The organism is Mycobacterium sp. FW102-FHT13B02 (assembly GCF_058790275.1).
The window spans coordinates 22,952-48,289 of sequence record NZ_JBYTCM010000020.1; the positions used below are offsets into that span (position 1 = coordinate 22,952).

A 25,338-nucleotide genomic window follows, 5' to 3' on the forward strand; every position below is an offset into this window, starting at 1 on the left:
CCAGCGCCGACCGCGGAGCGCCGCCGGGCGACCAAGCCCAACTTGTCGCCCAACGGTGATCCGGTGCTATTGCTTGCGTTCGCGCGACGAGGTTACGTTGCGCTTGGGGCGCCTCGCGGCCGATTGGAGCGGCGGTGTTCGACGTGACGCAATATCGGTCACCGGCCGGCTTTGCGTGCTCGTCGCTCGTTCCGTGGCCAGCAGCTGGATCACGTTGGCGTACAGCTTGATCTTCTGCTCCAGTTCGGCGCAGTGCGCTAGCAGCGCTCGATGTGCATCTTGCAGATCATCGAATGCGGCGGCGGTGCCCTGGAACGGAGCCGGCGTCCTACCCTCGTTGCGGACGCGCGCTTGAAACATCTCTTTGAGATCGACGTGCTGATGGGTGAGGTGCCACCGCGCCACACCGGCCTCGATGGCCAGCTGGGAGACGTTGAGCCGTCCGGTGGAGCGTAGCGGTTTGCCCGCCATCAAGCGGTCCATGGCGGCGAGGATCTTCTTGCGAACAGGGTCGGTTTCAGTGGCCTTCATCGTGCTCCCTGATGATCATGTCGATGCGAGCGAGTTCTCGTTGTTCTCGCTGATGCCGCAGTGGTGGGGCGGCACGATCGGCCACCGTTTCGGCAAGCCGATCTCGGTGTCGGCGGACTGTCTCCAGGTCACGATCGGTCCGGGCGATATTGCGGCAGCCGGGCCGGCAGTCGTCGACGTCGGGTGTCACCAGCGGATCGTCGCGAGCCCCCCGCAGCTGGCACGCGGCCTTCGTCGCGTCGAACACGCAGGTCATTCCCTCCCCGTGATAGATCTGCAGTAGAGGGTTGGCCAGCAGATCGCGAGCCTGCTTTTTGCTGGTCAGGGCATATCCGGCGAATCGACCGTTGGCGGCGCTCAGACGCTGGCGGTAAGTCTGTGAGGCCGGTCCGGATACGCGTTCCCCGTCGCTCAGGGCCTGTTCATCATCAGCGAATTGTTCCAACCGGGCAAGGTAGTCCTCGAATGCCAGCTCGTCGGGGAAGCCCGAGTCGTAGGCACCGGCGTAACCCTGAATCATGCGGGTATGCACGTGACCGTATTGGATCGATGCGGCGACCAGCCCGCGAGGCCGGCGGCGGATGAACCACGCGAGCGTTCGACGAAACCGGCTGATGGTCAGCTGGCCGTGTGGGTCCGACGGAATGGGGTCGATGCGGTGGTGAGCACACAGCTGGTCCACGAAATCGATGAACCGGTGCACGCTGTCGGTGGCGACCTGGGTGTTGAAGGCTAATCCCCCGGTACGGCGCTGCACGTAATTGCGGCTCAGGTCAATGCGGTTGGTGAACAGCAGGTCTTCGTCATGGAGCCGTTCAAGTACCTCGATCGCTCGCGCGACAGGCGCCACCACCACCCAAGGATCAGCCCGCGGCAGACCGGCGGGCACCTTGTTGCCGTGCTCGTCGACGGCATTTTTGAAGTACACGCCCGACATCAGGTACATATCGTTGGCATCGTCACGGTCGACGCAGCCACGACGCAGGTTCAACACCTCCGCGGGCCGAGCACCTGAGAGGTAGGCGACCACGATCAGGCCGGCGGTGTGCAAATGCCGCACGAGGTAGCGAGTCTGGTTGTAGGAAAAACGTCCGGGATGCCACGGCCGTCCCGCCACGGTGGCGGTGACCAGAGTGGACAGGTATGCGTCGTCATCGATCGGCAGACCGGAGGAGGCCAGCGCGGACTGGGCGGTCGCGTAGGACGCCCGTGGTAGCCGTGGGACCCCGATCAGCCTGCCGATAAACGGATAGTTGATTTCCCGCTCGCCGGCGTCGTTGATCCTGCCCGGCAACAAGCCTTGCTGTTGCCGAACCGATTCGGCGTAGTCGGTGACCAGTTTGATGGCCCCGCCTTGTGGCAATCGTGGCCGATCCGGTTCGTGCCCGGCCGTCACGTCCGGCCCGCGTGCATGCAGGAACACGAACTCCTCGCGGGCGGCGATGATGTCGTCGGCAAAATCTTCGACGAATCGCAGCGCCCACAGCAGCAGTGCTCCCATGGTGTCCTCATTGATACGTGGGGTGAGGTTCTCCATGTACGAGCGGACGTTGCCGAACAGCGCTCCGGCCGAATCACCGCCCCAGGGCGGCGTTTCGGGCAGCCGCATTGATTCCGGTAGCACCGAGCGGTACCCCCAGAGGCGGCGGACCTCGACGACGCATCGGTGCATCTGTCCCACGCTGTCCTGGTAGCGGCTCAGATATACCAAGTATTCGTCCAGCATCTCGGCTGTGACATCGCAGAACTGCCCAACACGGCGTTTGTGAAGCCAATTGAGGAAGATCCGCAGCGGATACCAGCACATCCTGACGGTGTACAACGACGGGCGAGTGGCCGTTGTGCGCCGCAATTGCATTGGCGGGTCGGTGTTGACCAGGACCCACACGTAGTGCTTTACCGCTTCTCGCAACGGTTTTGGTGCCAGTTTGAAGTTGATACTGATGATCTTCGAGCTCTCCTCGAAGATTCCTTGATCGAAGTGCCACACGTCGTCTGCGTACCGAGACAGCCCGGCCGGATCAGCATCTGGACGCAGCACCCGCCGCAAGAGCACGGTCGTGGATGGGTCAGGCCATTCCACGTGGTCGTCGTGCAACGCTGCGTGCCGCCGCTGCGTCGTCATCGCATGTCCAGTTCTCGGTTGAGGAAGCGGCCCACCATCTCTCGATGGGCATCGGTGGTTGCTGCTCGCACTGCACTGAGCTGCTCGTCGTCGAAGCCAGCGAGCAGATCGGATAACTGGGCATGCGGGAGTGCGAACCGGGTCGTCCAGGCCAACGGAGTCATGTGGTGGCGACGCTCAGCGAGACGGTCGAGCACCAACGTCTGCACCGGTAGGTGTCGAGGCAACCCGCGAGCGCACGGACAACTCAGGCACAGCATGAATGAGGCTCTACAGGGTTGGCCCGTGTCACCGTATGGCCCGTGCTGATTGTCAATGCACGCATTCATCACGGTGTCTAACTTGCCCTTCAGCATCCGGCGAACATCGGTGTGGGACAACGATAATTCCGACGCCAAAGTCGTCGGGTCGGCGTGCGCCTGAGCAACTTCGGCCGCCGAAAGCGCGGACATGAGGGGCAGTGCACGAGCCTTGGCCACCTGGTCCTGCAAGGCATCAGCGACAACGCGGCGGTACTCAACCAGGCTGCCGCGGTTTCGCCCCAGATAGTCATCGACGAGGGTCTGTTCGGTGTGTGCCACCGGTTTCTGGTGCAGCTCAAGGTATGTCATCCGCAATCGAACCAGCGACACTTCCAATGGTTTGGCAGGTGCGCCCTGGACCGCGTCACACAGCAGGCCCTGTTGGCGCGACCACGGCCTAACCCATCCCTCGGCCGAGCCGTGCGCACGAATACCGCGACCGTTGTGCCCATTTGCGCAGTAGGCAACCATCAGTCGGCCGCTGCCCTCGATCCGCCGGCTCGACGCGGTCAGCTCACACAGCAACATGTAGACGCCGAAGGCGGTGTGCAGTTCATCGCGGCGCGACATCGCGGTAGGGTCGTCAGGGATGCTGATCCAATCTGGAACGGCGGCAAGGGCCACATCCATGTCGGCGCGGCTGCCGCGGCGGGGCTTACGCATCTCGACAATCGCGGTCTTGGGTCCGCCTGCGTTGCCGTCGGCACGATGATGCCGTGCCGGACATTTCATGATGACGTACGGATTTTGGCCGGTCAGCACAGCCAGCAGCACTGCACCGGCGCTCACTTCCAGCGGACTCAGATGTGCCCAGCGAATGATGTCCCGGGTCCCGCCGAAACCACGCACCCACTTGGCCGTCAGCTGCGATTTGCTTGGGAAGTCGCCGCCACGGCGCGGCACGTCGGCATGACGTTCCACGTAGTCGAGCAACTCAAACCGGCGCGTTGGATCGTCGAGGTGACCCGACCGGTACTGCTCCAGCAGCACGCGGTTGCCTCGGATGCGTTGCGCGGCCCGCCGCAGGTCCGCGCGTGCAGCAGACGCTATCCGCAGGAACTCGGCACGGCTGTAGCTCTCGTGGCGCTTACCTGAACGCCGCGGCCGCGGGTGGGGCTCGGCGAGTTTGGCCACCATGGCCGGTTCCCACGAATCAAGCTGGCGTAGAATCATTTTCACTCCGCGCAGCTCCTCGGTGAGCTTCGCTGGCGCACCCGCGGCGCGACGCGCGGCCAAGAAGCCATCGATGTGGCGCGGAAGTAGGTCCGCCTTGCGGGCGGGTGGACGCGGCAAACCCGCGAGGTACCGCGTGAACAGACGCATCGATCGGAACGCGTCCCCGATCGACGACATTGACCGTAGACCGCTGCCGGGTCCGGTGCGTTTGGCGAACGCCTCGGCAAACATGCGCTGCAGCTCTGGGCTCACCGTCAACAGCGAACAGTCGAAGTCTTTCGGCTGGCTATTACCGTCCTCAAAGCAACGTACCGTGGTTCCGTCGGTGAGAACACCGCGCAGTGTCGCAGAGCCAGATTCAGGAAGCCGCGCGGCACGACCACGACGATTCATCGGCGCGCCACCGGATCTCCGAGAACCATCGAGTGATTGTCGAAAAGCTCGGCCAGCAATCCCGACACCGGCAATCCCTGTGTCTGGGCCAGCAACACCTCCACGTCGAGCGCTCGGAACGGTTCCAGGTATACGTCCCTGGTGGTTTCGACTCGACGGTGTCCCAACATCGTCTGCACCAGATGCCAGGTGTCACCGAATTGGACTCGGAAGTCGCGTGCCTCCACGTCCGAAAGGTGGCCCAGTCGCGACGAATAGACCAATTTGCCTACCGAGAACCACCGCAGGGCGAAAGAGTGTCGCAGCATGTGCGGTGTGCAGGTGAAGTTCTCCACACCCTGCGCTGCGATACGGTCGTTGGCCTCAGCGAAGGTGTGGTGCCATCCGTGTGGGTCGCGCGGGAGGCCATTTTCGTTCAGCCACAACCACAGTGGCTCAAGACCAGCTGGAGTGCGGCGAAATAGTCTGCGGCGCAACGCCAGACTAGTGATATTCCAGGCGCGATCGATGAATCCGCCGTTGCCGTCGGGCAGTCGCACCGATCCGGGACGCTTCGCGTCACCCACCTCGATCGTATCGCTCAGTTCCGCATAGCGGCCGCTGTCTTGGGCGCCGCGGATAGCTCGGGCACGGGCACCCTCCGCGTACGCATACATCCCGGCAAGCACGTGCCGCGGCATCCAATACGGGTGCCCATAGCCACCTTTGGCGCATTTGTCGGCCAGGTGACACTTGTAGAAAGGCCGGTCCGCACCGAGCGTTGGAAGTTCATCGATCGTGACCGAGGCCCATTCCGACAGCCGCAACCCTGTTCCATAAAGTCCGTCAAAAAATGCGACATCGCGCTGCTCATTTCGAGTACGGCACGAGCGGTCCCTGCGCCCGTGGAGATCGCGGCCACGCAACCCAACGTCGCGCCATCGATCTACCGCGGCAGGATCGAGCCATCGAACTCTGGCCGACCGCTTGGACGGCGGCGAAGCGACGTATAGGAAGACGTCGACGACATCTGCAAACCTCTCCGCTGTCCACGAATAGAACTTTTTGCACGCTGCAATATCCTTCGAAAAAGCAGAAGCACCAACGAGACTCGGGTTGTTCGGGTCGGTGCGCCTCCAGAACTCGAAATCCTCTGCGTCTTCCTCGGTCGCTTCAGACCACACGCGTCCGCTGGTCTGCAAGAAGTTCAGCCACAAACACAGCGACTGTGCGTAGTCACGGTTTGTGTTACTCGCTAGCGTTCGCATGCGAGCTGAAGACAGGAAGGCATTGACTCGTACGTCGACAAACCCATCGTTGCGTATGAGGAAGCGCTGTCCGTCAACGGCCCGCCAACGCGCCAACACGTCTCCGATATCAGGAATCGGACCCGTGACCTCCGTCGGCCAATCTGCGGCGAGCACATCAATGTCGTAGCGCACAACCGACCATGTCTGCATGTTGGCTCCCAGCCCGAGGGTGGCAGGAGCATAACAACAACAAGCCAATGGCTATAGAACATAAGGTCCCAGCAAGTAACGCTCCAGAACCGAAAGCTCGGCGACGAACAACACCGGCCGCTCGCCGTCGTCATCGGACAAGCTCAGCTCCAGTCTGCCGGTGCCCCGGCGACGGATGAAATACCGTGTCGAGAAATCAATTTCGGACCGGAACACCACGGTTCCGTCCTCATCGCCGGCCAGCGCGTAGTTCGCCGCGCGCGCCCAGTCGCGGCACTCGGGGCTAATTTCCGGCGGCGCTGTCACCTGGCAGATGCTACGGCGCCGCCTCTCGCCGAAGCCCTGGGCTGGTTGCGGTGGACATGCCGGGAAAATCGAATTGTTGGCTGACGTGCAACGTTGGCGCCGTAACCTCAGACCGTGACCGAGACGCTGCTCGCCTGGCATGCAGGTCCGGGCTGGCTGGACACGATCCTGCACGGCCTCGGCGTCTTCGTTATTTCCTCCGGCTTTGGCGGCGCCGGCGCCCTGGTCGCGGCGTCAATCGCCGCCTACCAGGTCCACAAAACTCGGACACAAGACACACTCAGCAAGCAGCGCGACGCTTTGTGGTCCCGTTTCCAATGGGTCATCGACCAAATTCGCCCCGATGCAAACGGCAAACGCACCCTGAACCTGGGTGATGTCGGCGACATGCTGGAAGCGATGAAGGTCCGCGTCGACGACGTCCAAGACACACACCTCAAGCAGCTCATCAGCCAAGTCCAAGCTTCCATCGTCAAGGAAGTACTCGCCGAACTCGCCGCGCCCGGCACCGGCAAGCACCACAAAAAGGAAACGGACGCCGATCAGAGCGGCATCCCTTCGCAAGACAGAGGACACTAGCGGTATGAGCATCAGTGACCTGGTCCAACAGAGCGACCCAAACGATGCCGCGCGAACCGCACTGTCGGCCGCTAAGTCAATCCTGGCCGATACCTCAGCCCTTGATGACGCGCGCGAACAAGCCCAACAACTCGTCGACTTCGCCAAAAACAACGACATCGCGGCAACCCTGCGCGGACAACGCGTACACGCCACCGACGATGCGGCCACCCCCGAGACCGCCCAGCATGACACCGCCCACCCCGATATGGAGCTGTTCTTCGATGGCGACGACCTCGTCGTAAAACTGGGCGGATACGCAGCCAATGATCTTGGCGTCGACTTTGTCGCCAACGGCACAAGGATCGAGGTGAAGACCACTGGCGCTGAACCGCACCGAGTCCTGCAAGCGATCGACGTGCACCGGCCCATCGCCGACTCGGACCTCACCACAACCGTCACCGACGACGGCTTCCATGTGGTGCGCGTTCACCACTACCAACCCGAAGCCAAGACCGCCGGCCGTAGCTGGCTTGGACTCAGAGCACGTCGCCGCTAGTCCAGAAAGACGCTCGACCAGCGCCTCCCCTGATATAAACGACTCACAACCGAGCCAGGGCGTACGATCGCGCAACACTACGGGGGCTGCCAGTGGCTTCAAACAAGCGCTCCCGCCGAGCCAAACCGGCCCCTAAGAAGCCGAGGCCACCTGCCGTCGGCCCCCGCCCACGGGTTCGACAAACGACGCCAACTCAACCGTCAAACGAACCGAACCCTCGCCAGCAACAACGCCTACCGCCAACTTCGAACGCCTCCCGCGGCGCCGAACCCCAACAGCCCAATCGGATGTCACGCGGAATCGTATTCGCCTGGGACGTCGTCGCGACACTTCTACTGTCCGTCATCCTGGTATTTTTCATCCCCAAACGGATAGACCTGATCCTCGCCATCGCCGCCATTGTCTTTGCGGTAGTCGCGTTGGCCACCGGAACGATCTTCAAACCCGAAATCGATAATCTAAAACTCTCCAAAATTGCAACGAAGCGCAATTTAACAGCCCTCACCGTGAGTGTCATCGCAATCATGGCCATCGGAATCTACGATATAGCCCGCCCAGCGCCCTCCGGAAACATATACGGCGATAATATATGGATGAACGGCGCGGCATTCTCAGGCACCAGCTCCCGCCAAGTGAACGCACAGGACGCAAAGCCAAACGAAATCCCTCACCAATTCACACAGTTTCCCTGCCCAAACCCCGCCGACTCACCCTGCAGCGCCGCATTCTTCCACTCCGAAATCACAAACGACACAGACCACACCATCAACATCGTGTCATTCAACGCAGTGATAGACGGCAAGAACTACCAACTCAACTTCCAGCGCAAAGGCGACTGCTACAGCACCCCATTGACCCTCGAACGCGGCGCAAAAACCCTCATCGCATTCCTGATACCCGCCCTACCTAAGAAACTGGAGGACGAATACGGACGCGAAAGCCGGGCACCCACCATAGTCATAACGACCTCGACAAACGAACACTTCAACCTGATAAACCGAGGCACGCCCTCGGATAAACAACAGCATGAGGACCAGTTCTTCGAAATTGTCCGCGAATGCGTCGACGTCGACTCGAAACTAATACCAACCGACCAGCGAAACTCCCGATACACACAAGCAGACCGCGACTTCATCACCACAATGATCAACGACCAAGGCATCACCATCAACGATCAAGACGTCGACGACAGCCTCGACCAAGCACACAAGGTCTGCGCAACCCTCACCGCCTCCAACGGCAAGGGCGTCGACGGCCGAGTTCTGGTCAACCAACTCCATCAATGGCGCCCAGACCTCAACCAGATACAAGCTGGCTTCTTCGCCGGCACCGCCGTGAAAACATACTGCGCCCCGCTGTGGGCGCAAATCCACTAAATGCGGCGTACCGGGCGTGCCGAACTGAAATCCCGAGGATTGTCACCGAGCCCGGTAGAGCATATTCGGAGGCGCAAACCCTGGGGCCGCGGCTCCTCAGAACTCCAGCAGTTCCAGAAGTTTTCCCGCATCGGTCGAGGTACTCGGGGCCAGGTAGTGGATGCGCGATTCGGCGATCGCCGACAACTCAATCGGCCGCACCTGGTACTTGAGGCCGACGTGAACAACACGGTCAATACCGGCGCCGATCAACGGCGCCAGGGTTTCCGACAGGGAGTGCATGCTGCTTTCCTGGATCTGGCCACCGTGAACGATCATGTTCCGCTTGCGGTAGAGCCGCGTGAATTCACGGGTCAGTATCTCGGTGATCTTCTCGATCTCACCGCGTGGATCGGCCAGTGCGGGCCGGATCCGACCCAGCGCCAGCATGTCCATCGCATCCAAGTTCAACGGCGCGCCAGTGTGCAGAAGTTTCTGAAAAAGCTTGGCGCGGTCCAGATTTTCGCTGCATTCACGCATCTCGTCGGCCGCCGGCCCCGTGTGCTTGAGCACGTACGAACGGGACAGCCAGGACAGTTCCGCGCGAATCATGCTGGCCGCGACGATGAGAGCGAACCGCCGCGCCGCGATGACATCCTGCTCATCGGCAGGGCCGACCATCAGCGATTCGATTGCCGCCCAACCGTTGACAACCGCGACGTGCGGAGGCCCGGTCTGCACCGCCTGCACCAGCGCCAAGGTGTTGGTGATGTAGTCGACAGTGTCCAGGTCGTGCAGATGCCCGAGACGCTCGAAGGCGTGCACATTGATCATGCGGTTGGTGGCATGGGCGGGGAACTCGTTGCCCTTTTCCTTCGACCACATGCTCGGGTTGAGGACGATCGGTCTTTTCGCGCCCAGCTGCAACTTGGTCGCGAGGTTCGCGATGCGGGTGCGGGCCCGGTCTGCGGCAGTGTTGATGTCATGGGCCGACACCTCGATCAGCACCGAACCTTGCTGGGCCACGCCAGGCGCCTTCGCAGCGTACTGGGCTTTCCACTCGGTCGTCTCGCGCGCCGTCTGCCAGCCAAGCGGCGGCGCGCCCCCGTCGAACTTCGCGGAGGTCTGAACCGGAACGCAAAAGGTGTAGCTCTTGAGGGGCTTCTTCAGGCGAGCGTCAGCCTCGCGCAGAAAATCACCGATGGACAAGCTGGCGGCCGGATCGTCCCGAATGGTCCGCAGCCAGGCGTAGACGCTGCTTTTGTGCATCCCAGAGTCCAGAAGGTGCGCGGTGATCCGCCGAGCGGCGCCCTCGACGTCGATGCGGCGGCGCGGATCGGAGTTGGGGGGAGCGTCGAAAGCCGCCGCCCAGGTCAGCAGATAATCCTGGTTGTAGCGGTCGAGGTGCTCGCGCAGACTCACCCAAGCGTGATCGGAGTACGTGAGGCCGGGTTTGATGCCCGCCAGATTGCCCAGGGCCTGGCCCCGGTCAGCGATGCCGCAGTCTGTTTGCAAGCTGTGCCGGCAGTGCTTGCGCAGATCAGCGATCGCCGACTCCGGCGTGCCTGGCCGCACACTCTCATCGCGCAGCTCGCGGGCGATCTGCAGTGTTCCCGCCCGCCACAGCCGGCGGTGCCACGGAGCGCGAGTCGAGCAGACCTCCATGATCCGCGCGGTGAAGTTAACGTACTCCGGTGGTTCCTGGATGGGCATGTGCTACATTTAAGGCGTAAACGAGCTACATGCCAGGTTCACCCGAACATAAGCTCGTTTTTTCTTCCAGAAGGTTCGAAGAGAATATAAAGGTCGGATTACCCCTGCCCGGGGCAATCCGACCTTTTCTCTATGTGGCCGCCTACCGGCTGGCCAGAACCACGGGAGCCGAGTCGACAGGTTGCCGGTGTGATGGCTCACGAGATCGATCCGGCACGCGCGCTGGGACTGGCCCGACACCCGACCAAGCCGCGCACATCGCGGTTCTCACCTCCAGTTAGACGCGCTGGCCCCAGACGAAGGCGCTGGCCGCGGCTCCAAGGGTCTTCCTCCCCATCTGAAACAATGTTGGGCGTGACAACCGCCGCCACCGACACCATCATGCTCATCCGACCGAGGACCCGGTACACCAGCAGCGGTGGGTCCCAGTTCGACGCCATGATGACGTGGCGCGCGGACCTGGAGCTGAGCTACCTCGACGAGTACGGCAACGAGAGCGACACCCCGGCCGTCGTCGGCGGCTCTGCCGAGTTCCTGATCATCAATGTCGGGCAGCACCCGATCGCCGACCTGCTCGAGTCACTGTCGCAGGACGCGATGCAGTTCGCGGGCCTGTTCGACGGTGAGGAGGTCGCTCAGGCGATAGAGGAGCAGTTCGCGGATGCGACGGTCAATCGCGTCCTGATCGTTACCCTGGTTGAGGTCGCCGAACCGTTGCGCGGCAATGGCTTGGGGGCGTGGCTAGTGGCCGAACTGGTCGAGCGAATGGCCAGCCCCACCGACACCCTGGTGCTGCTACACCCGGCCCCCGCAGGGCCGCAGCCGAACAAGGCTGCCGAGCTCGCCGCAGCGCGGGCGTTGTCCCGGTACTGGCGGCAGTTCGGGCTCACCCCAATTGAACATCGGCCCGAGTTTCTTGGCGCTGCAACGGCATACGCGCATCTATCGCGGGCCCGCGATGCGCTCCGCGCACTTGAAACAGCCGTATTCCCCGTGCCGCGGTCGCTGATCGGCATGGAGCGGCCGACCGAACCCCGCCACACCATAGTCTCTGATCCGAAGCCTGTGGGTCTGAGGCTCGTCCGCAACACGGTTTCGCACCCGCACTGACACTGCCGGCGAAGTCGGCCGTCTCGATCAACGCTCAGCGCCGGTTGGTCGCTGATACCCGTTGAGCCCATGCCGATTTCGTCGCCGTGGTCTCAGACCCGCTAGCCGGCGGTGCTGGGTGCCGGCCAGTAGCCGACGATGCCTTCGTCGAACTCGAGGTCCGTTTGTGGGAAGTCATCGCCGATCGCCAGAAGCGGTTCGTGGGCGAGCTCGGCCGTGGCGTAGCTCATGCAATCCCCAAAGTTGAGGCTGGCGGGGTGCCGGGAGCGGCCGAATTTCAGGTAGGCGCGCTGGGCGGCATAGGCGTGTTCGGCAGTGTATTCGGCTACGCCTAGGTTGATTTCGGCGCTGAGGCGATCGAAGACGGTACGTGCGACGGGGCCTTGTCGGGCGGTGAGCACGATCAGGGTTTCGGTGAGGGTGGCGGCGCTGATGACTGGGCTGCGGGCGCCGGCGAGGGCCGCGGCGACCGGCTCGGCCGCGGGTTCGTTCTGGATGAGCGCGATGAGCGCGGAAGAGTCGACGATCACGATTCAGATCCCGATCTCAGGGTCGTAACCCAGGATTTGCTCTCGTTCGTCCTTGGTGATCGGCGGCTGGGCCTGCAGGAGTGGCCAAATCTCGGTGTTCATGACGTCGAGGAGGCGGGTGGTTCGGTCGTCGTACTGGGCTTGCAGGAGGGAGAGTTGAGCGCGCAGCGCCTCGCGGATTGCTTTGGTTTTGTTGTTGTGGCCCATGCGTGCGGCGAGTTCTTCGGCGAGGCGGACCAGTTCGGGGTCCTTGATGTTGAGCGCCATGGGTAGATGGTACCGCGGAATAGGTAGCTGGTGCCTCCAAGGCGAGAGCGGGAAATGCTCGCGATAGCTGTGACCTGCAGGCACACATCACCAACCCGCAACAAGCGCGATGGCGAACGCGAAATACAGCGCGAAACCAAGCGCGATATCGAACGCGACATGAAGCGCGATCAAGCACCACGAACTGCTATCGGCACGCCCTCGCAAAGAACCGCAGACATGGAAATCGCGGTACGCCCGGCCCGGCCCGCGCCGCGCTACGGGCGAAAACTGGCCGCAAGATGCCCGACAGGCGTGCTTTTGTGCACGGCGATCGAGCTGGGCTCCGGCGTCGCCGCCGCCAAGGTCGCAACATTCGACGATCCAACGGTCGGCCCCCGCGGCGCGCGCACCTGATCTGTCGGTGATGAGTGCCATGCTGAAGTCGATCCCGGCAGCACGCACCCGACACCTGGAAGGAGAGGTTCACCAATGGCTACATACCGAGCTCGAGATATCGCGCGCTGGTTCATCGCGTGGGCGGAGAACCTCGACGCCGAGGTGTCGAACCTCAAGCTGCAGAAGCTGCTGTACTACGCGCAAGGGCACCGCCTCGGCGCAACCGGCGAGCCGCTGTTCAGCGACACCATCCAGGCGTGGGCTCACGGCCCTGTCGTCGCCGACGTCTACCACGCGTACAAGGAGTACGGCAAAGGTCCGATCGACCCTGACGTCGCACTTGGAGACGACTTCACCTGGGACGACTTCGTCGAAGTTGAAGACTTCCTCGTGGATGTGTGGGATCGCTACGGATCGCTGGCCGCATGGGCGCTGCGCGAGCGCACCCACCGGGAGGCGCCGTGGAAGGACGCCTTCGACGACAACACACGTGATGTCCAGATCACCAACGACGCGATTCGGTCATACTTCGCCGGGCGCTCCCTCTGAGGCGTGAGCGAAAAGAATCAGAAGCGCCGCGGCACCGCCCCCAACCGCCGCGCCGATCCCCATCCTCCGAGCGACACCGAAGAGATCGCTCTGCTATCAGGCCACCCAGTCCTATGCCTGCGACACGTGCAGGACGGATGGGGTGTCGGCGAGCTGACCGACTCGCAGTGCCGAGAGTTCCTCGTCAAGTGGGAGAAGCGCGCCAAGCTGACCTGGAAAGAGCTCGTGCAACACCCAAAGCACGGACTCGGCTCTGAACTACTTCCCAGCGGCAAGTTCAACGCCTCAGCGCCCGAAGAACTTGCGCGAGACCGCTACATGGTGTTCCGCCACGAAGGAAATCTCCCGTTCGCCGGATTCCGCGCCGGCGATACCTTTCACGTGTTGTGGATCGAGAAGCACTACCTCGATTCTTGCGCGGTGCTCCGTCCTTTAGGGCGGGGGTGTAGCGCATCCCGATCTTTGGTCCCGCGGAGCGGGGCCGGTTGGGTTAGACGGGTCGTTGCTGGTTTTCGATGTATTGCTTGACCACAGTTAAGGGTGCACCGCCGCAGGAACCGGCGAAGTAGGAACCGGACCAGAAATGCTCTCCCCACAGGTATTTGCGGACATGCGTGGGGTATTCCTGGCGTAGCCGGCGGGCGGTAACCCCCTTGAGGCTGTTGACCAGTTTGGAGATCGCAACTTTCGGTGGGTAGTGCACCAGCAGGTGCACATGATCATGTTCACCGTTGAATTCACGCAGCTCGGCTTCGAAGTCGGCGCACACCTCGCCCATGATCTGCTCGCAGCGGGTGAGCATCGGGCCGGTGAACACACCCCGCCGATATTTTGTGACGAAGACCAAATGCACATGAAGGTTGTGTACAACGTGTCGTCCCGTGCGTACATCCTTGTTTGGTTCCCACCGTGGTGACATAAACCAATGATACTGTCGGTGGTGTGGGCGATACTGCCGGTGTGAGCGAACTGATGGTGGTGAAGCGGTGCGTGAAGTACCCGCTGGCCCCGTCACGTGCTCAGGAGCAGATTCTGTACGAGCAGGCCGGCGCGGCGCGGGCGTTGTGGAATTTGATTCACGCGCATCACACTTTCCATGAGGCGTCGAAGCGGTGGCCCTCGTGGGCTGAGTCTGATGCGGCGATCCGGCAGGCCCGCAAGGACATTGACTGGTTGGCGATCCTGCCGGCCCAAGCCGCTCAGCAGGTACTCAAGGCATATAAGCAGGCGTGGTCGAACTACTGGAACGGCAGCCACGGCCGGCCAACGTTCAAGACCCGCCGAGCCCGGCGCGCGGTGGATGTGCCCCAGGCCCGGGATCTGAATGTGACCCGGCTCAACGGCAAGTGGGGCACGGTGGCGATCCCGAAGGTCGGTGTGGTGAAAGTGCGTTTGCATCGCGCCGTGCCGGACCGGGTTACCGGGGCGCGGGTGGTGCTCGAGGCGACCGGTTGGGTGCTGGTGGTCCGTGGAGAGAATCAGGTGGTCAAACCCCGGCAGCGGCGGGCCGAGCGGGGCAGTGTCGGGATCGATCGCGGGGTCACTCATACGCTGGCGTTGTCGGATGGGTCGTTCCTCGACTAGCCCGCCACCCTCACCGCGGGTGAGAAGAAGCGGCTGTACCGGCTGGAGTGCAAGGCCGCCCGTCAGCGGGCCGGCAAGCCACGCGGAAGCAGACCCAGCGGACGGATAGGGCGTACCTACTCCCAGATCGGTGCTCTCAAGGCCCGGCAAGCCCGCCGCCGTTACGAGTTCGCCCACCAGGCCACGGCGGCGCTGGTGGGCGCCGGGGCCGCGGTGTTGGTGGTTGAAGACCTGCGGGTGACGAACATGACCCGCAGCGCCAAAGGCACCCTCGAAGTGCCGGGAGTGAACGTGAAGCAGAAGTCCGGGCTCAACCGGGCCATCCTCGATCAGGGGTGGACCCAGATCGCGACGCTGCTTACCTACAAGGCAGATCAATCAGGGGCGCGGGTCATCCGGGTCCGGCCACACGGCACGTCCCAGACGTGCCACCGATGCGGGTCCACCGCAGCGGGGCAACGCGAAAACCAAGCGGTGTTCCGATGCGCTGACCCTGTATGCGGGTGGACCGGAAACGCTGACACCAACGCCGCCATCGTGATCAAACAACAGGGCCAGGAAGTGGCCTTGCAGGACGTGGAGCCCAACGCCACCAGGCAGGCTACGAAGCGTCAAAACCCGAAAACCGCCGCCTAACAACGGCAGCCAGTACGGAAACCGCCACCTTCAGGAGGCGGAGACTTCATAACGACCTCTATAACCACGGGCACGGCACGGCAAAAACTGAGTCCCGAACCGCTGTTACTCGGAACTCGCCGCCTGCAAGGCCGGAGCGCTCGGATAGAGGCGATGCCAATGAAAACCATTGCCCGCCAGTCGAGTCCACGCTGCCATCAGCGCGACCAAGCAGGACCTAGGACCGATCCCTGGCCAATTGCGCCATATCGTCATCGAAGATCAGCCCCAGGCAGGTGCCACGTTGTCAGCGCACCGGCAGTGGCCAGACCACCCACGTTCGGTCAGTCCAAGTCGAGGCTCACGCCCCTCAGGGAAACCCAGGAACGGTCGAAAACCAGGAACCGTCACGGCGGTGGAACGTATAGGTCTGTCTTTATCGTCGCAGGGTTGCGTCTCACTCAGTGGGGTCCTGCACCTCGAACCAAGTCGCGCACCTGTTCAACAATCGCCGGGCCCGCCGGTTCGTCGGCCCCGACTAACTGCAAGCCAAGGGACAACGCTTCGTCCAAATGTCGCGAGGCGCGGTGAAACTGCTCGGGCGTCCCGTGGAGGATGAACCGGTTCACGCTGGCCATTGCGCGGAACACGCGATCCCGATACTCCGCTACAAACCGATCCTCCTGGAGGCCCAACGCCAGCGCACGTTCGGCAGAATCAAACATCACATTAGAGTAAATCAAATATCACTGTGTTGGTAGATCAAACGTAGGGGTCTCAGGCGGCCCTATCGCACATCCGACGCAATCGGGGTTACTGTTTGCGAATGTTCGATGACCTCACCGACGAAGAACTCGTGCTAAACCGCGAGATGGTGTCGGTTGCAGGCCTCGAAGCCGCCCGTCAACTCTCAACGGAACGGCTACTGAACGGCCCGGGCGCCGGACTCGGCGACAGCCAAACCGTCCAACACTTGCTCATGACGCGAGCGAGCGACGCTCCCGAATGGGAACGACTCGCACCGTACGAAATACGTTGGTCACTGCTCGTTCTGCGGCTCGTTGCAGACCCGCAAAGCCGAATCGCTGCTATCCGAGACGCAAAACAACGAGGAGCCACCTGGGCCGCCATCGGGAGCGTCCTGGGCGTCACCGCGTCGACGGCGCACACACGCTTTGCAAAGTTCACCTGAGAATCATCGACAGAACATTCCGAGAGCCCCCGACTCGCCGCGTGCCAGAGCCCGCCGCATTACGGTTCCTGACCTGCTTGTTTGCATCTCTGTCGAAATGTCGACAAGCCGCATAGACTGGCTATTGAAGGGGAAATGACAGGGGGAGTCCATGAACTCAGACGCCAACACCGTCGGTGCGCAGGTCGCGCGCTCTGTCGGCGTGCACATGGAACCTGTCGAACCGGTCGAACTCTCAGGCAGCGACCCAAAGAGTCGAGCGATCATCGCCGCGCTGCAAGACGCCATCGATACCGACAGGACTCTTGTCGCCGACTACAACAACCGTCTTGACGACGCACGATGCAGCATCAAAGAATCCGTTGACCAGCAATTCACAGCGAACTGAGGATAAGGAGCCCACTTATGGACGTCCGCGGCGACACCACCGCTGGAGCCCAAGCAGCGCGCTCTCTCGGGATGCACTTGCAACCACTCGAACAGATTGAACTCGCGGGCAGTGATCCCAAGAGTCAAGCGATCGCGGCGGCCGCAAAAGGAATGATGACCATTGCGAACGCTCAGATTGGCATTTACAACACGAGCGTCGACCAACTGCGTCAAGGTGTGCAAGCCGCCGCCGACCGGATGACCGCCGCTGACCAGCACGGCGCCGAGCTAGTGAACGGAGTGCGCACGATATGACCACCTACGCCGCGCCTCAGGCCGCGCCTGGCCGCTGGGTCAGCGCCGCTGAGCTCGCTCACGAATCCGGCCTCCGCGAGGACCTGGTCCGCCGCTTCATCCCGGCCAACGACACCGGCCCCGCACCGATGTACACCGCCGCTCAGATCCCGCTGGCCAAGCTTGTCAAGCGGCTCGCCGACATGTCACTGCCGGCCAACGCCATCGACACCGCGGTCCGCGAACTCAACATCAATCCGGCGCAGCTCATCGCCATCGCAAACCAGAACGAGTCCGGCAAAGGCCGTAGCCGTTGGCTTGCGATCGCAGGCGGGGCCGCGGCCATCGCGCTGATTGTCGGGGGGATCGCCGGCGGACTCATTGGCGCCGCCAACCGCAGCGACGCCAAGTCCGCGCCGGTCACCGTGACCGCCGAGGTGCCTCCAGCGTCAGTGAATGCTGGCGTGCCGAACGCCCCCGATCCGGTGTGTGCAAAATGGGCTCCGCAGGTGGATTCGTATAACGCCAAGGAGGCCTCTTGGACGAAGACGGATCCGCGGCTGTCGGCCGACCAGTGGACGCCAGATCAGCGCGCGCTGTCAATGGCAGTCATTCCTGTGCTTCAAGCTGAAGCGGCTGATATGCGGAGGCTTGCAGCGGAGGCGAGCGATCCCTATTTGGCTGGCCTGATGAAGGGGCAGGCGGCCTACGAAGCTGAGTACGCGACAAGACTGCCGAATTATCAGCCTAGCGACCAGCGGTTCTGGGATGCGGTCATCTCGTTTAACGGGGCAGTCAAAGCCGTCTGCACGGCGACCAAATGATCGAAAAGCCGCCCAGTCCGCACGATCTGATTGGCAGCAACTGGCCAGATATTGATGAGCTCGCGGTCGCCCACGTCGCCGAAGCCTTGACCAAGGCGGGCGCGAGCAGCAGCGTCGCAGAACGTAAGGCCAACCAGGACGGTGCGGCACTAAAAGGGGTTTTGCAGGAAGGTTTCGACAACCAGGTCGACGCGACGTTGACCGTGGGTGGAAAAGCATCAGATCTCGGCGGATGGATGGCAAAAGGTGCTGGCGCCATGGGAGCCGCAGCCGAATCCGTCGCGCAGACGAAGATGATGATTTCTACCGAGACCGCCGTGGCTGAAGCGATGATTGATGCCCGCGAATTTGAAATTGCAATTCTGGAAATGGCAGATGGCTATGCCTTGGAGGCGCGGGCCGAGCGCATCCGCCAACTCCGCGCGGAGATCAAGACCATCACAGACGACGCCAAACAGGCCAACAAAGACCTGTACAACGGCATCAACGTGCCGGTGATGCCCGACTCACCGAACCTGCAGCCCCTAATCAACAATGCTCCGCTGGGACAGAAGTACACCTACGGTGGCGTGAAACCGGTCGACAATACCGTCACTTACGGGGACAAGGCGGGGTCGCCACCGGCGGGCCTGGGCGAACAAGGTGCTAAGGACAGCGCTAAGCCGAGTACGTCATCGTCTAACCAGGGCGAGAAGAGCTCTTCGGCAGGGCCGAAGACACAGGGTGAAAAATCCGGATCCTCGCCGTCGGGCCAATCTGAGTCGGGCACTTCGACTCAGGGATCGAAAGCTGGGTCGACGCCGACCGGAACGGCATCGCCTGCGAGTTCAGGAACAGTTCCTTCGTCCCCGGAACCGCGCGCAGGCGGCAGCGTGCCTAGCACTTCTGGCGTGTCGCAGATGAGTAGTGCTGGATCCATGTTGCCGAAGGGCGGTGGCGTGCCGAGTCCGTCGTCGGCTGGTGGTCTTGGCAGCAGCGGGATGTCGGGTCTGGGGCGTGGAGCGTCCGCGCCGTCGTCAGCGTCTCCGGCGTCGTTCAATCCGTCTCAGCAGTTCCTGTCCGGTGCGGCGCAAGGACTTTCGAAGCCTCCGATTGGTACGGGCGCAGTGCCACCGCAGGGCAGCCAGCCGTTTAAGCCGGCCGCGGGGTCCACTGTGCAGGCGGCTCCGGTAGCGCCGACTCCGCCGGCAGCGTCGGCGCCGGCGACGGGTGCGCCGCAGGTTCAGGCCGCTGCCGCCGCGCAGGCCCCGGTTGCGCCCGCACCCGCTGGAACTGGCGGCGGTATGGGGGGTGTTCCGCTGGCGCCGCCGGCGCCGGCTGGTGTTCCGAACGCGCCGACTGCGGCGACGCCGCCGGTTGCGCCGAACCCGGCTGGTGGATCATCTCCGGTTGGTCCGCCACCGTCGGCTCCGCCGCCCGGTTTGATGAACATGGGTGCGGCGTCGGCGGCCTTGAAGGCGGCGAAGATGGGTTCCCACTCATTTGGTGAAGGTTTGCGTGCGACACCGGAATTCGGTGCTGCAATGGCTTTGGTGGGGGCGTTGAATGATCCGGAGGCCCCGGGCGGCTCGCTGTTGCCGGGCGGCTGGTCGTGCGCGGTGTTCGGTTCCGGATTGTCGCAGCGGTTCGTGATCGCTGAACGTCATGGCATGTCGTGGATTCCGGCAGGTGTGTATCTGCCGGCTGGGGTGACGGTGGCTCACCTGGACGAGCAGGTGCCCAACGATGTGCGGTGGAGCTGGCGGGGGATGGAGCCGTCGGCGCTGGTACTTGGTGAGTATGCGAAGGCGATCGGGGAGAACCCGCGGTTTGTTGTGACCCGGACCTGGGCCGATGCCAAGCGGGGGTACTTCGCCGAGAAGGTCGTTGTTGTTGCCGACGAGGGAAGTCATGTGATTATCCCGAATCCGTTGCATAACAAGGCAGGTCGGCACCGGCTGCAGCTTCTGGCTCCGAGTCGTTGGCAGTGGATTCAATCGTTGCCGGAGGATCCCGATCATCTGGTTGAGCAGATAGGTGCTGTGGCGCAGTGGCTCGTGGGGGAGCACAACGCGACGTTCGTTGGTGACCCGCGTACGTTCGATGGCCGGCGTATGGCTGAGGATGCGCAGCTGCGGGTGGCGGCGGTGTCGGAGATTGGTCGCCCTGGTGCCGCCGCGATGGCCAAGCTGGTTCTTGGTCGTATGCAGGAGCTTTCGGTCGGCTTGATCGGTGCGCCGAGTGTCGATGAGCCGCAGTGGGTGGCGCACACTAACAACGAGATGATGCTGCGGGGGTTCGAGGCGCTGCTGTTGGCGTTGGGAGCCGCCCCCACGCGGGCGACGTTGGCGGATGTGTCGTATGCGGGGCTGATGGCTACGCAGCGTGTTCTGCCGGAACGGGCCGAAGCGGTAGCCTGACGGCTGTTTGTTTAGGCCACCACGCCGATGCTCAGTTTCTTCGCTGCTGAGGCTAACGCGTCGTCGAAGGTAGCGATCTTCGCGACGTCAGAGCCCAGCTCGATTGCCGTGTACAGCACGCAACAGTCGGGCATCTTGCAACCGGTCTTTGCCCGTAGTCCAGCAAGAGTCGGCCAGCCGTCAGCGCCAATCCCGTGCGATTGGATCTCCAGGTCGAGGATGCCCTGACGGGCTGCGTCGACGGTCCCCAGTCGGGTCGGGCCTACCAAAAACTCAGCGAGAGTGATTGTGTTCGACCAGAACTCATATTCGGCGAGCTCGCGCAGAAGCGCAGTGGCCCGCTGATGATGCGCGTCGGCGGGCTCGAAGTGGGCGATCAGGACGCTCGCATCGAAGACAATCATTCCGCCCAGTCCTGTCGCAGGTCGTCCAAATAACCCGGACCGAAGGTGCCGGCCAGCGATCCGGCCGTGGCTTCGATGGCATGACGTCGACGCGATGTGCGGTCGTCGATGCTCCGTTCTCCGGCGAGGATCAGCTGACGTAGCAGCGCGGTGGGCTTATCCGACAGTTCGGGCCAGACGCGGCGAGCTGTGCGGAGCGCGTGGGTGATCTCGTCGGTCTCGGTGATGGGATGGCGAGGGCGGACCGTGGGCATTGAACAAGTGTAACACTAATGGGTGCGCGGTGTGACACCACTGATTTGGGCTGGCTGTCGCACCGGACGGCTGAAGGCCCGGTTCTGATTGCCGCGCAGCAGTTCTGCCGGAACAGGTCGAAGCACTCGCAGTAGCGGTGGTGGTCCGTGTGTATGGTCGAAGAAGCATTGAGCTGGTGACAAACATCCCGGGGGGATGGCATGGAGTTTGGCGTGGATCGGCCTGTGTATTGGCACGGTCTGGGGCGGTGTTCGGATCCTGCAGCGGTGACGGCCATTTACCCGGAGTCGCAGCTTGGAGAGCGGGAAGCTTTCCGGTATGAGAAAGCGCCGGATTCCGAAAATTACGTGCACGCCAGCACGTCTAAGGACGTTGCCATCGCGTTCAGTGTGCTCGGCCATGGACATGCTGTGTGTCAAATCGATCCGGGCGCATTGCCCGCCTGCGTGGATCCTGACTTTCCTATGCTCGGTGTCAGGTTTCGAGGTTCAGTTCGGGTTGTGTCGACTGAGTTGATTGACCGGTCTGCGTTACCGAGCGCTAGGCAGATCACCAAGACCTTGGCCGCTGATTATCTGTGGCCCGATGGAAGTTCGCGGTACGTGGAGAGCGGGTTTCTTCGTACCCCACCGTCGCTGAGGCATTTTGGTTATGCCGATTCGGATTTCGAATGGCTAGGTCGTTGGTATCCGCTCGACTTCCTTTATCCGTTTGAAGAGGGCCAGGTTATGGCCCTGACTGGCGACGGGCACTACTACCTGATGTTTCCATCTGGATTCCCGCAAGCTGAAGGACGGCGATGCGTGCCGATTGGGACGGTCGAGCATGCGTGGAACGAGCCGGGCTACGTCCCGGCGGGCCGCGACGTGTTGAACGGTTACCGGATTCGTGTGAAGTGGGAGCCCCAGAAGCTGTCCGAGGATGTTCATCTACCGTGGGAACAGTGGTCGGCCTAACCATTTCGGGGACGACTTCCCGCTATGCGACGGCATCGTCGACTAACCGGCCCACACCGCTAATCACCGTCGGCTGATGCTGGCGGTCAATCGGCCGGCGACGGCCACCCCGCCGCTACCTTCGGCACCGCTGCGCTGATCCCCAGCGGAGCAGCCCGCGCCGGCGACACTTTCACCAACCCAACGAATCCGGAACGGATGTTCGATTCGGCCAACAGCGCAGATCATGGCCCCGTACGCCTCAGCCGGTATCATCAATACGTGAACGTAGACGTCGCCACAGTGGGAGGTGCAGCAATGAGCCAGCCAGGTCAGCAGAGATCAGGCGGGTCAGTGAAGGCTGCCTCCAGCGCCAAGGCGACGCCAGTGAAGGCAGCCGCCATCAAGAAAGCTGCCGCTCGTGCAGCCGCGGCATCGACGAGCTTGGAGAACCGGGCCGTCCCGGCCGGCCACGTTCGTTCCCGCGGCGTAAAGGCCCTCCTAGCTGAGCGGCAGGCCCGCAAGCACTGATGCCGCTGGAACCCGGCTACGGCGAGACTCCGATCCCCGGTGACGAGCTGGCCGCCTTAGTGCCGCACGTCATCGACACCCTCGCCGCACCGATTACCCGAGCCGACATCTACGACCTCGAGTCGGCGGTTCTGCAGGACGTCACCGAAACCCAGTTGGCCGCAGCCCTCGACGGCTCCCTGACCCTCGACGACTTGCTCAACGACTACTTCCTGCGCGACCTGCACACCCAGCTCTACGGCGATATCTGGATGTGGGCCGGCCGCTGGCGCCAACACGAAGTCAACATCGGCGTCGCCCCTGAACACATCGCCGTCGAGCTCCGCTCGGCCATGGGCAACATCGGTTACCGGTGGGAGCGCGCAGCAGACTGGACACCACGCGAGCTCGGCGTCGCTGTGCACGCAGAGACTGTGCGCGTGCATCCGTTCACTGACGGAAATGGCCGCACTACCCGGCTTCTCGCCGATCTCGTGTTCATCGCAGCGCAAGACCCGGCTGAGCTCCAATACGACTGGAATATCGACAAGCGCGGCTATATCGAGCACCTGCGAGAATTCGACCGGCACCGTAACGTCGCCGACCTCGCGGCATTCATCGGGGTCCAGCCGATCGAGGACTGATCCACACCGCCCGGGGCGGTCCGCCTGTGCTGATTCCGGTTCGTCGGCGGTCGCAGTCTGGGGGCCGGCACATCGATTGGGCGCGGACGATGGACCGCATGACATATGTTATGACGCTAAAGTACGATAAGAATGAGCTAGGTGACGCTTATCGGAAAAGGGTTTGGTATGGGATGGCCAGCGCACGGGAGTCACACCTATCCGTGGGTCCCGCGCGGCCGCCAAGGCAAAAGAGAAGACCGCACCCTCGCCGAATATGCCGCCGCGATCCCACCGACGATCGCCAACCTCCCATACGATCCCACAGGCCGCACTGCTCGCGCCCACGATGCGGCACTGATCGAAGTCGCGCGGCTAGAAGCAGGGTGGGGCGAATATCTGGTTCCGGTAAGGGAATTCCTCCTGCGCAGCGAGTCGATTGCCTCGTCGCGCATCGAGAAGGTCGATGCCGGCTGGCGTGCCTTCGGCAAAGCCGCGGCCGGCGGCAAGGCCACCGAGGCCGCCCAGTCTCAGCTCGCGGCGGTTCAGGCGCTCAGCGAGCTGGTGGCGTCGGCTGATGTCGGGCCGATCTCGCTGCCGTCGATCCTGGAGGCCCATCGGCTGCTGATGGCGCCGGATCCTTACGCCGACGAGCCGGGGCAGCTGCGCAGTGTGCAGAACTGGATCGGCGGTAGCGATTACTCGCCGTTGGGGGCGAGTTTCGTTCCGCCACCGCCGGATCAGGTGCCGGAGTTGATGGAGGATCTGCTGGCGTTCGCGGCCCGCGACGATCTGCCGGTCGTGGCCCAGGCCGCGATCGTGCACGCTCAGTTCGAGTCGATTCACCCGTTCATCGATGGCAACGGCCGTATCGGTCGGGCGTTGCTGTCCGCGGTGCTGCGACGCCGGGGTCTGACCCGCGTGGTGACGGTGCCGGTGGCCTCGGTGATGCTTGCGGACACCGAGACATATTTCGCGCGACTGGGGGACTTTCGGCGCGGTGATGTCGACAGCCTGGTCGACTACGTGGCCACCGCGGCTGTACATGCCAGCGCGGCAGCGCAGGAATCCGCGCGCCGCCTCGCCGATCTGCCGGCCCGTTGGCGGCAACTGGCGCGGCCGCGCGCCGGATCGGCGGACGAGGCACTGATCGACGCGCTGTTGCAGACCCCGATCTTCAATGCCGATACGGCGCAAAGCCTCACGGGCACAACCGATGCCAGCACCTACCGGGCGCTGGGACGCCTCGTTGAGGCCGGAGTCGTTGAGGTGTTGTCCTCGGGATCGAGAAACCGAATCTGGGCGGCGAGCGCTGTTCTGGCCGAACTTGAGGTCCTTAGTGAGGCGATCGGTCGGCGCGCGCTCGGTTTGTGATGCGATGTCCGGTATGCCTGTGATCAGTTTGGTGTGAAAGCCGTTGTCGCGCTTCGATATCCTGGGCGCGGTGCCATCGTGTGCATGTTCATCACTCCTGTTGCTCGTGTGAGGGGCAGATTCTCCACCCTGCATGGGCCTATCCTTGCGTACCGGACCGACAGATCGGTACATCGAACGGGCTTTTCCGCCAAGCTGTTTCAGCGCAATCGCTTTGGTTGGTTGACGGCCTTGACGAACGCTGGTTGACGCGCTTGACCGCTAGGGCGGGTAGTCGTCGGCCTGTTGAAGACTGCGCGGACTCATGCGACTGTCGAAATCGTGGAACTGGATACCACCAACCCGATACTTGAGCTGCGAAAGGCCGCCCCGTGGCCTCGGTCCTGACCTCCCGCCGGCGGCCGGGCACCAGGGCGTGCCAATGGCATGGGCAGCACCGCGGGGGAGTCACTGCGGGCGTGCTCATCGGATGGCCGTGTGGACACACCGACGGTCGCCCTACGGCGACGTGCGCCGGGCATCTCAACCACCTTCTCTCTCAGGGCGGCCGCGCCGACAATCCCGCTCCCTGCCCGGTATGCGGAACGCTAGGCTTTGCCGCCGTCGCCGACACCCAGGATCTCAACACCGTTTGAAGCGCGATGTCGGTCTGCGCGCGGGTGTAGCGCA

General features: G+C 62.9%; 28 protein-coding genes. 16 read left to right on the top strand and 12 right to left on the bottom strand.

The window, feature by feature from the left end:
* Positions 1-66: 66 nt before the first annotated feature.
* From AC3WTE_RS25530 to AC3WTE_RS25550, 5 genes are all read right to left on the bottom strand, one after another.
* Positions 67-531: a hypothetical protein gene (locus AC3WTE_RS25530; RefSeq protein WP_020103727.1), complete on the bottom strand. Its 465-nt coding sequence runs from the start codon at positions 529-531 to the stop codon at positions 67-69.
* On the bottom strand, positions 518-2,656 hold the full coding sequence (locus AC3WTE_RS25535; RefSeq protein ID WP_020103728.1) for a hypothetical protein: 2,139 nt from the start codon (positions 2,654-2,656) through the stop codon (positions 518-520). The genes AC3WTE_RS25530 and AC3WTE_RS25535 overlap by 14 nt, the downstream gene beginning before the upstream one ends.
* Positions 2,653-4,386, bottom strand: coding sequence for a hypothetical protein (locus AC3WTE_RS25540; RefSeq protein WP_052506453.1), 1,734 nt, complete (start codon positions 4,384-4,386; stop codon positions 2,653-2,655). The genes AC3WTE_RS25535 and AC3WTE_RS25540 overlap by 4 nt, the downstream gene beginning before the upstream one ends.
* A 137-nt stretch (positions 4,387-4,523) precedes the next feature.
* Complete coding sequence (locus tag AC3WTE_RS25545; RefSeq protein ID WP_110789130.1) at positions 4,524-5,966, bottom strand: site-specific integrase; 1,443 nt, start codon at positions 5,964-5,966, stop codon at positions 4,524-4,526.
* A gap of 51 nt (positions 5,967-6,017) precedes the next feature.
* Positions 6,018-6,272, bottom strand: coding sequence for an Imm61 family immunity protein (locus AC3WTE_RS25550; protein WP_492442034.1), 255 nt, complete (start codon positions 6,270-6,272; stop codon positions 6,018-6,020).
* A 114-nt stretch (positions 6,273-6,386) separates the two neighbouring features.
* Here AC3WTE_RS25550 and AC3WTE_RS25555 point away from each other — a divergent pair, with 114 nt between their 5' ends.
* The 3 genes from AC3WTE_RS25555 to AC3WTE_RS25565 all read left to right on the top strand — a co-directional run bounded on the left by AC3WTE_RS25555 (position 6,387) and on the right by AC3WTE_RS25565 (position 8,765).
* A complete protein-coding gene (locus AC3WTE_RS25555; RefSeq protein WP_492442035.1) occupies positions 6,387-6,851 on the top strand; it encodes a hypothetical protein in 465 nt (154 codons plus the stop codon).
* A gap of 4 nt (positions 6,852-6,855) precedes the next feature.
* Entirely contained in the window at positions 6,856-7,389 is a 534-nt protein-coding gene (locus AC3WTE_RS25560; protein ID WP_492442037.1) for a hypothetical protein, read from the top strand.
* 287 nt (positions 7,390-7,676) lie between these two features.
* Complete coding sequence (locus AC3WTE_RS25565) at positions 7,677-8,765, top strand: DUF732 domain-containing protein (protein WP_492442039.1); 1,089 nt, start codon at positions 7,677-7,679, stop codon at positions 8,763-8,765.
* 96 nt (positions 8,766-8,861) lie between these two features.
* On the opposite strand, the gene AC3WTE_RS25570 is transcribed toward AC3WTE_RS25565, so the two are convergent.
* Positions 8,862-10,457, bottom strand: a complete 1,596-nt coding sequence (locus AC3WTE_RS25570) for an integrase (protein WP_492442041.1) — start codon at positions 10,455-10,457, stop codon at positions 8,862-8,864.
* A 354-nt stretch (positions 10,458-10,811) separates the two neighbouring features.
* Between AC3WTE_RS25570 and AC3WTE_RS25575 the strand changes: the two genes are divergently transcribed.
* Positions 10,812-11,567 (top strand): hypothetical protein, encoded by a 756-nt coding sequence (locus AC3WTE_RS25575; protein ID WP_492442042.1) that lies wholly within the window; start codon positions 10,812-10,814, stop codon positions 11,565-11,567.
* 101 nt (positions 11,568-11,668) lie between these two features.
* Here the strand turns inward: AC3WTE_RS25575 and AC3WTE_RS25580 are convergent, their stop codons facing one another.
* Complete coding sequence (locus AC3WTE_RS25580) at positions 11,669-12,097, bottom strand: type II toxin-antitoxin system VapC family toxin (RefSeq protein WP_492442044.1); 429 nt, start codon at positions 12,095-12,097, stop codon at positions 11,669-11,671.
* 3 nt (positions 12,098-12,100) lie between these two features.
* Complete coding sequence (locus AC3WTE_RS25585; RefSeq protein ID WP_492442046.1) at positions 12,101-12,364, bottom strand: type II toxin-antitoxin system VapB family antitoxin; 264 nt, start codon at positions 12,362-12,364, stop codon at positions 12,101-12,103.
* Between the two features lie 54 nt (positions 12,365-12,418).
* Here AC3WTE_RS25585 and AC3WTE_RS25590 point away from each other — a divergent pair, with 54 nt between their 5' ends.
* Together AC3WTE_RS25590 and AC3WTE_RS25595 are read left to right on the top strand one after the other, a co-directional pair.
* A complete protein-coding gene (locus AC3WTE_RS25590; RefSeq protein ID WP_492442048.1) occupies positions 12,419-12,760 on the top strand; it encodes a hypothetical protein in 342 nt (113 codons plus the stop codon).
* A 75-nt stretch (positions 12,761-12,835) separates the two neighbouring features.
* Positions 12,836-13,291: a Panacea domain-containing protein gene (locus AC3WTE_RS25595; protein ID WP_492442050.1), complete on the top strand. Its 456-nt coding sequence runs from the start codon at positions 12,836-12,838 to the stop codon at positions 13,289-13,291.
* Between the two features lie 490 nt (positions 13,292-13,781).
* Here AC3WTE_RS25595 and tnpA read toward each other — a convergent pair whose 3' ends face one another.
* Positions 13,782-14,210, bottom strand: a complete 429-nt coding sequence (gene tnpA, locus AC3WTE_RS25600) for an IS200/IS605 family transposase (RefSeq protein WP_492442052.1) — start codon at positions 14,208-14,210, stop codon at positions 13,782-13,784.
* A gap of 41 nt (positions 14,211-14,251) precedes the next feature.
* On the opposite strand from tnpA, the gene AC3WTE_RS25605 reads away from it, so the two are divergent.
* Complete coding sequence (locus AC3WTE_RS25605; protein ID WP_492442054.1) at positions 14,252-14,875, top strand: RNA-guided endonuclease InsQ/TnpB family protein; 624 nt, start codon at positions 14,252-14,254, stop codon at positions 14,873-14,875.
* 33 nt (positions 14,876-14,908) lie between these two features.
* Positions 14,909-15,511 carry an RNA-guided endonuclease TnpB family protein gene (locus tag AC3WTE_RS25610; protein WP_492442205.1) on the top strand — a complete coding sequence of 201 codons (603 nt, stop codon included), beginning with the start codon at positions 14,909-14,911 and terminating at the stop codon, positions 15,509-15,511.
* A gap of 440 nt (positions 15,512-15,951) precedes the next feature.
* Here AC3WTE_RS25610 and AC3WTE_RS25615 read toward each other — a convergent pair whose 3' ends face one another.
* A complete protein-coding gene (locus AC3WTE_RS25615) occupies positions 15,952-16,215 on the bottom strand; it encodes a hypothetical protein (RefSeq protein ID WP_492442056.1) in 264 nt (87 codons plus the stop codon).
* A 101-nt stretch (positions 16,216-16,316) separates the two neighbouring features.
* Between AC3WTE_RS25615 and AC3WTE_RS25620 the strand changes: the two genes are divergently transcribed.
* The 5 genes from AC3WTE_RS25620 to AC3WTE_RS25640 all read left to right on the top strand — a co-directional run bounded on the left by AC3WTE_RS25620 (position 16,317) and on the right by AC3WTE_RS25640 (position 20,568).
* Positions 16,317-16,682, top strand: coding sequence for a hypothetical protein (locus AC3WTE_RS25620; RefSeq protein ID WP_492442058.1), 366 nt, complete (start codon positions 16,317-16,319; stop codon positions 16,680-16,682).
* A 151-nt stretch (positions 16,683-16,833) separates the two neighbouring features.
* Positions 16,834-17,070 carry a hypothetical protein gene (locus AC3WTE_RS25625; protein WP_492442060.1) on the top strand — a complete coding sequence of 79 codons (237 nt, stop codon included), beginning with the start codon at positions 16,834-16,836 and terminating at the stop codon, positions 17,068-17,070.
* A 17-nt stretch (positions 17,071-17,087) separates the two neighbouring features.
* Entirely contained in the window at positions 17,088-17,366 is a 279-nt protein-coding gene (locus AC3WTE_RS25630; protein WP_492442062.1) for a hypothetical protein, read from the top strand.
* A complete protein-coding gene (locus AC3WTE_RS25635) occupies positions 17,363-18,169 on the top strand; it encodes an ESX-1 system-associated protein (RefSeq protein WP_492442064.1) in 807 nt (268 codons plus the stop codon). The genes AC3WTE_RS25630 and AC3WTE_RS25635 overlap by 4 nt, the downstream gene beginning before the upstream one ends.
* Positions 18,166-20,568 carry an EspK C-terminal domain-containing protein gene (locus tag AC3WTE_RS25640; protein WP_492442066.1) on the top strand — a complete coding sequence of 801 codons (2,403 nt, stop codon included), beginning with the start codon at positions 18,166-18,168 and terminating at the stop codon, positions 20,566-20,568. The genes AC3WTE_RS25635 and AC3WTE_RS25640 overlap by 4 nt, the downstream gene beginning before the upstream one ends.
* A gap of 11 nt (positions 20,569-20,579) precedes the next feature.
* On the opposite strand, the gene AC3WTE_RS25645 is transcribed toward AC3WTE_RS25640, so the two are convergent.
* Both AC3WTE_RS25645 and AC3WTE_RS25650 read right to left on the bottom strand, forming a co-directional pair.
* Complete coding sequence (locus AC3WTE_RS25645) at positions 20,580-20,972, bottom strand: type II toxin-antitoxin system VapC family toxin (RefSeq protein ID WP_492442068.1); 393 nt, start codon at positions 20,970-20,972, stop codon at positions 20,580-20,582.
* Positions 20,969-21,226, bottom strand: coding sequence for a hypothetical protein (locus tag AC3WTE_RS25650; RefSeq protein WP_492442070.1), 258 nt, complete (start codon positions 21,224-21,226; stop codon positions 20,969-20,971). Before AC3WTE_RS25650 ends, AC3WTE_RS25645 begins: the two co-directional genes overlap by 4 nt.
* A 267-nt stretch (positions 21,227-21,493) precedes the next feature.
* Between AC3WTE_RS25650 and AC3WTE_RS25655 the strand changes: the two genes are divergently transcribed.
* The 3 genes from AC3WTE_RS25655 to AC3WTE_RS25665 all read left to right on the top strand — a co-directional run bounded on the left by AC3WTE_RS25655 (position 21,494) and on the right by AC3WTE_RS25665 (position 24,669).
* On the top strand, positions 21,494-22,183 hold the full coding sequence (locus tag AC3WTE_RS25655) for a hypothetical protein (protein ID WP_492442072.1): 690 nt from the start codon (positions 21,494-21,496) through the stop codon (positions 22,181-22,183).
* Positions 22,184-22,692: 509 nt separating this feature from the next.
* The gene (locus AC3WTE_RS25660; protein WP_492442074.1) at positions 22,693-23,316 is read left to right on the top strand and encodes a Fic family protein; all 624 of its coding nucleotides are present in this window, start codon (positions 22,693-22,695) and stop codon (positions 23,314-23,316) included.
* Between the two features lie 168 nt (positions 23,317-23,484).
* Positions 23,485-24,669: a Fic family protein gene (locus AC3WTE_RS25665; protein ID WP_492442076.1), complete on the top strand. Its 1,185-nt coding sequence runs from the start codon at positions 23,485-23,487 to the stop codon at positions 24,667-24,669.
* Positions 24,670-25,338 lie beyond the last annotated feature (669 nt).

Excerpts from the sequence above, each read along its gene's own strand:
- AC3WTE_RS25530 (WP_020103727.1), bottom strand. The coding sequence starts at position 531 with ATGAAGGCCACTGAAACCGACCCTGTTCGCAAGAAGATCCTCGCCGCC.
- AC3WTE_RS25535 (WP_020103728.1), bottom strand. The coding sequence starts at position 2,656 with ATGACGACGCAGCGGCGGCACGCAGCGTTGCACGACGACCACGTGGAA.
- AC3WTE_RS25545 (WP_110789130.1), bottom strand. The coding sequence starts at position 5,966 with ATGCAGACATGGTCGGTTGTGCGCTACGACATTGATGTGCTCGCCGCA.
- AC3WTE_RS25560 (WP_492442037.1), top strand. The coding sequence starts at position 6,856 with ATGAGCATCAGTGACCTGGTCCAACAGAGCGACCCAAACGATGCCGCG.
- AC3WTE_RS25565 (WP_492442039.1), top strand. The coding sequence starts at position 7,677 with ATGTCACGCGGAATCGTATTCGCCTGGGACGTCGTCGCGACACTTCTA.
- AC3WTE_RS25570 (WP_492442041.1), bottom strand. The coding sequence starts at position 10,457 with ATGCCCATCCAGGAACCACCGGAGTACGTTAACTTCACCGCGCGGATC.
- AC3WTE_RS25585 (WP_492442046.1), bottom strand. The coding sequence starts at position 12,364 with ATGGCGCTCAACATCAAGGACCCCGAACTGGTCCGCCTCGCCGAAGAA.
- AC3WTE_RS25590 (WP_492442048.1), top strand. The coding sequence starts at position 12,419 with ATGCTCGCGATAGCTGTGACCTGCAGGCACACATCACCAACCCGCAAC.
- AC3WTE_RS25595 (WP_492442050.1), top strand. The coding sequence starts at position 12,836 with ATGGCTACATACCGAGCTCGAGATATCGCGCGCTGGTTCATCGCGTGG.
- tnpA (WP_492442052.1), bottom strand. The coding sequence starts at position 14,210 with ATGTCACCACGGTGGGAACCAAACAAGGATGTACGCACGGGACGACAC.
- AC3WTE_RS25615 (WP_492442056.1), bottom strand. The coding sequence starts at position 16,215 with ATGTTTGATTCTGCCGAACGTGCGCTGGCGTTGGGCCTCCAGGAGGAT.
- AC3WTE_RS25620 (WP_492442058.1), top strand. The coding sequence starts at position 16,317 with ATGTTCGATGACCTCACCGACGAAGAACTCGTGCTAAACCGCGAGATG.
- AC3WTE_RS25625 (WP_492442060.1), top strand. The coding sequence starts at position 16,834 with ATGAACTCAGACGCCAACACCGTCGGTGCGCAGGTCGCGCGCTCTGTC.
- AC3WTE_RS25630 (WP_492442062.1), top strand. The coding sequence starts at position 17,088 with ATGGACGTCCGCGGCGACACCACCGCTGGAGCCCAAGCAGCGCGCTCT.
- AC3WTE_RS25635 (WP_492442064.1), top strand. The coding sequence starts at position 17,363 with ATGACCACCTACGCCGCGCCTCAGGCCGCGCCTGGCCGCTGGGTCAGC.
- AC3WTE_RS25640 (WP_492442066.1), top strand. The coding sequence starts at position 18,166 with ATGATCGAAAAGCCGCCCAGTCCGCACGATCTGATTGGCAGCAACTGG.
- AC3WTE_RS25645 (WP_492442068.1), bottom strand. The coding sequence starts at position 20,972 with ATGATTGTCTTCGATGCGAGCGTCCTGATCGCCCACTTCGAGCCCGCC.
- AC3WTE_RS25650 (WP_492442070.1), bottom strand. The coding sequence starts at position 21,226 with ATGCCCACGGTCCGCCCTCGCCATCCCATCACCGAGACCGACGAGATC.
- AC3WTE_RS25660 (WP_492442074.1), top strand. The coding sequence starts at position 22,693 with ATGCCGCTGGAACCCGGCTACGGCGAGACTCCGATCCCCGGTGACGAG.
- AC3WTE_RS25665 (WP_492442076.1), top strand. The coding sequence starts at position 23,485 with ATGGGATGGCCAGCGCACGGGAGTCACACCTATCCGTGGGTCCCGCGC.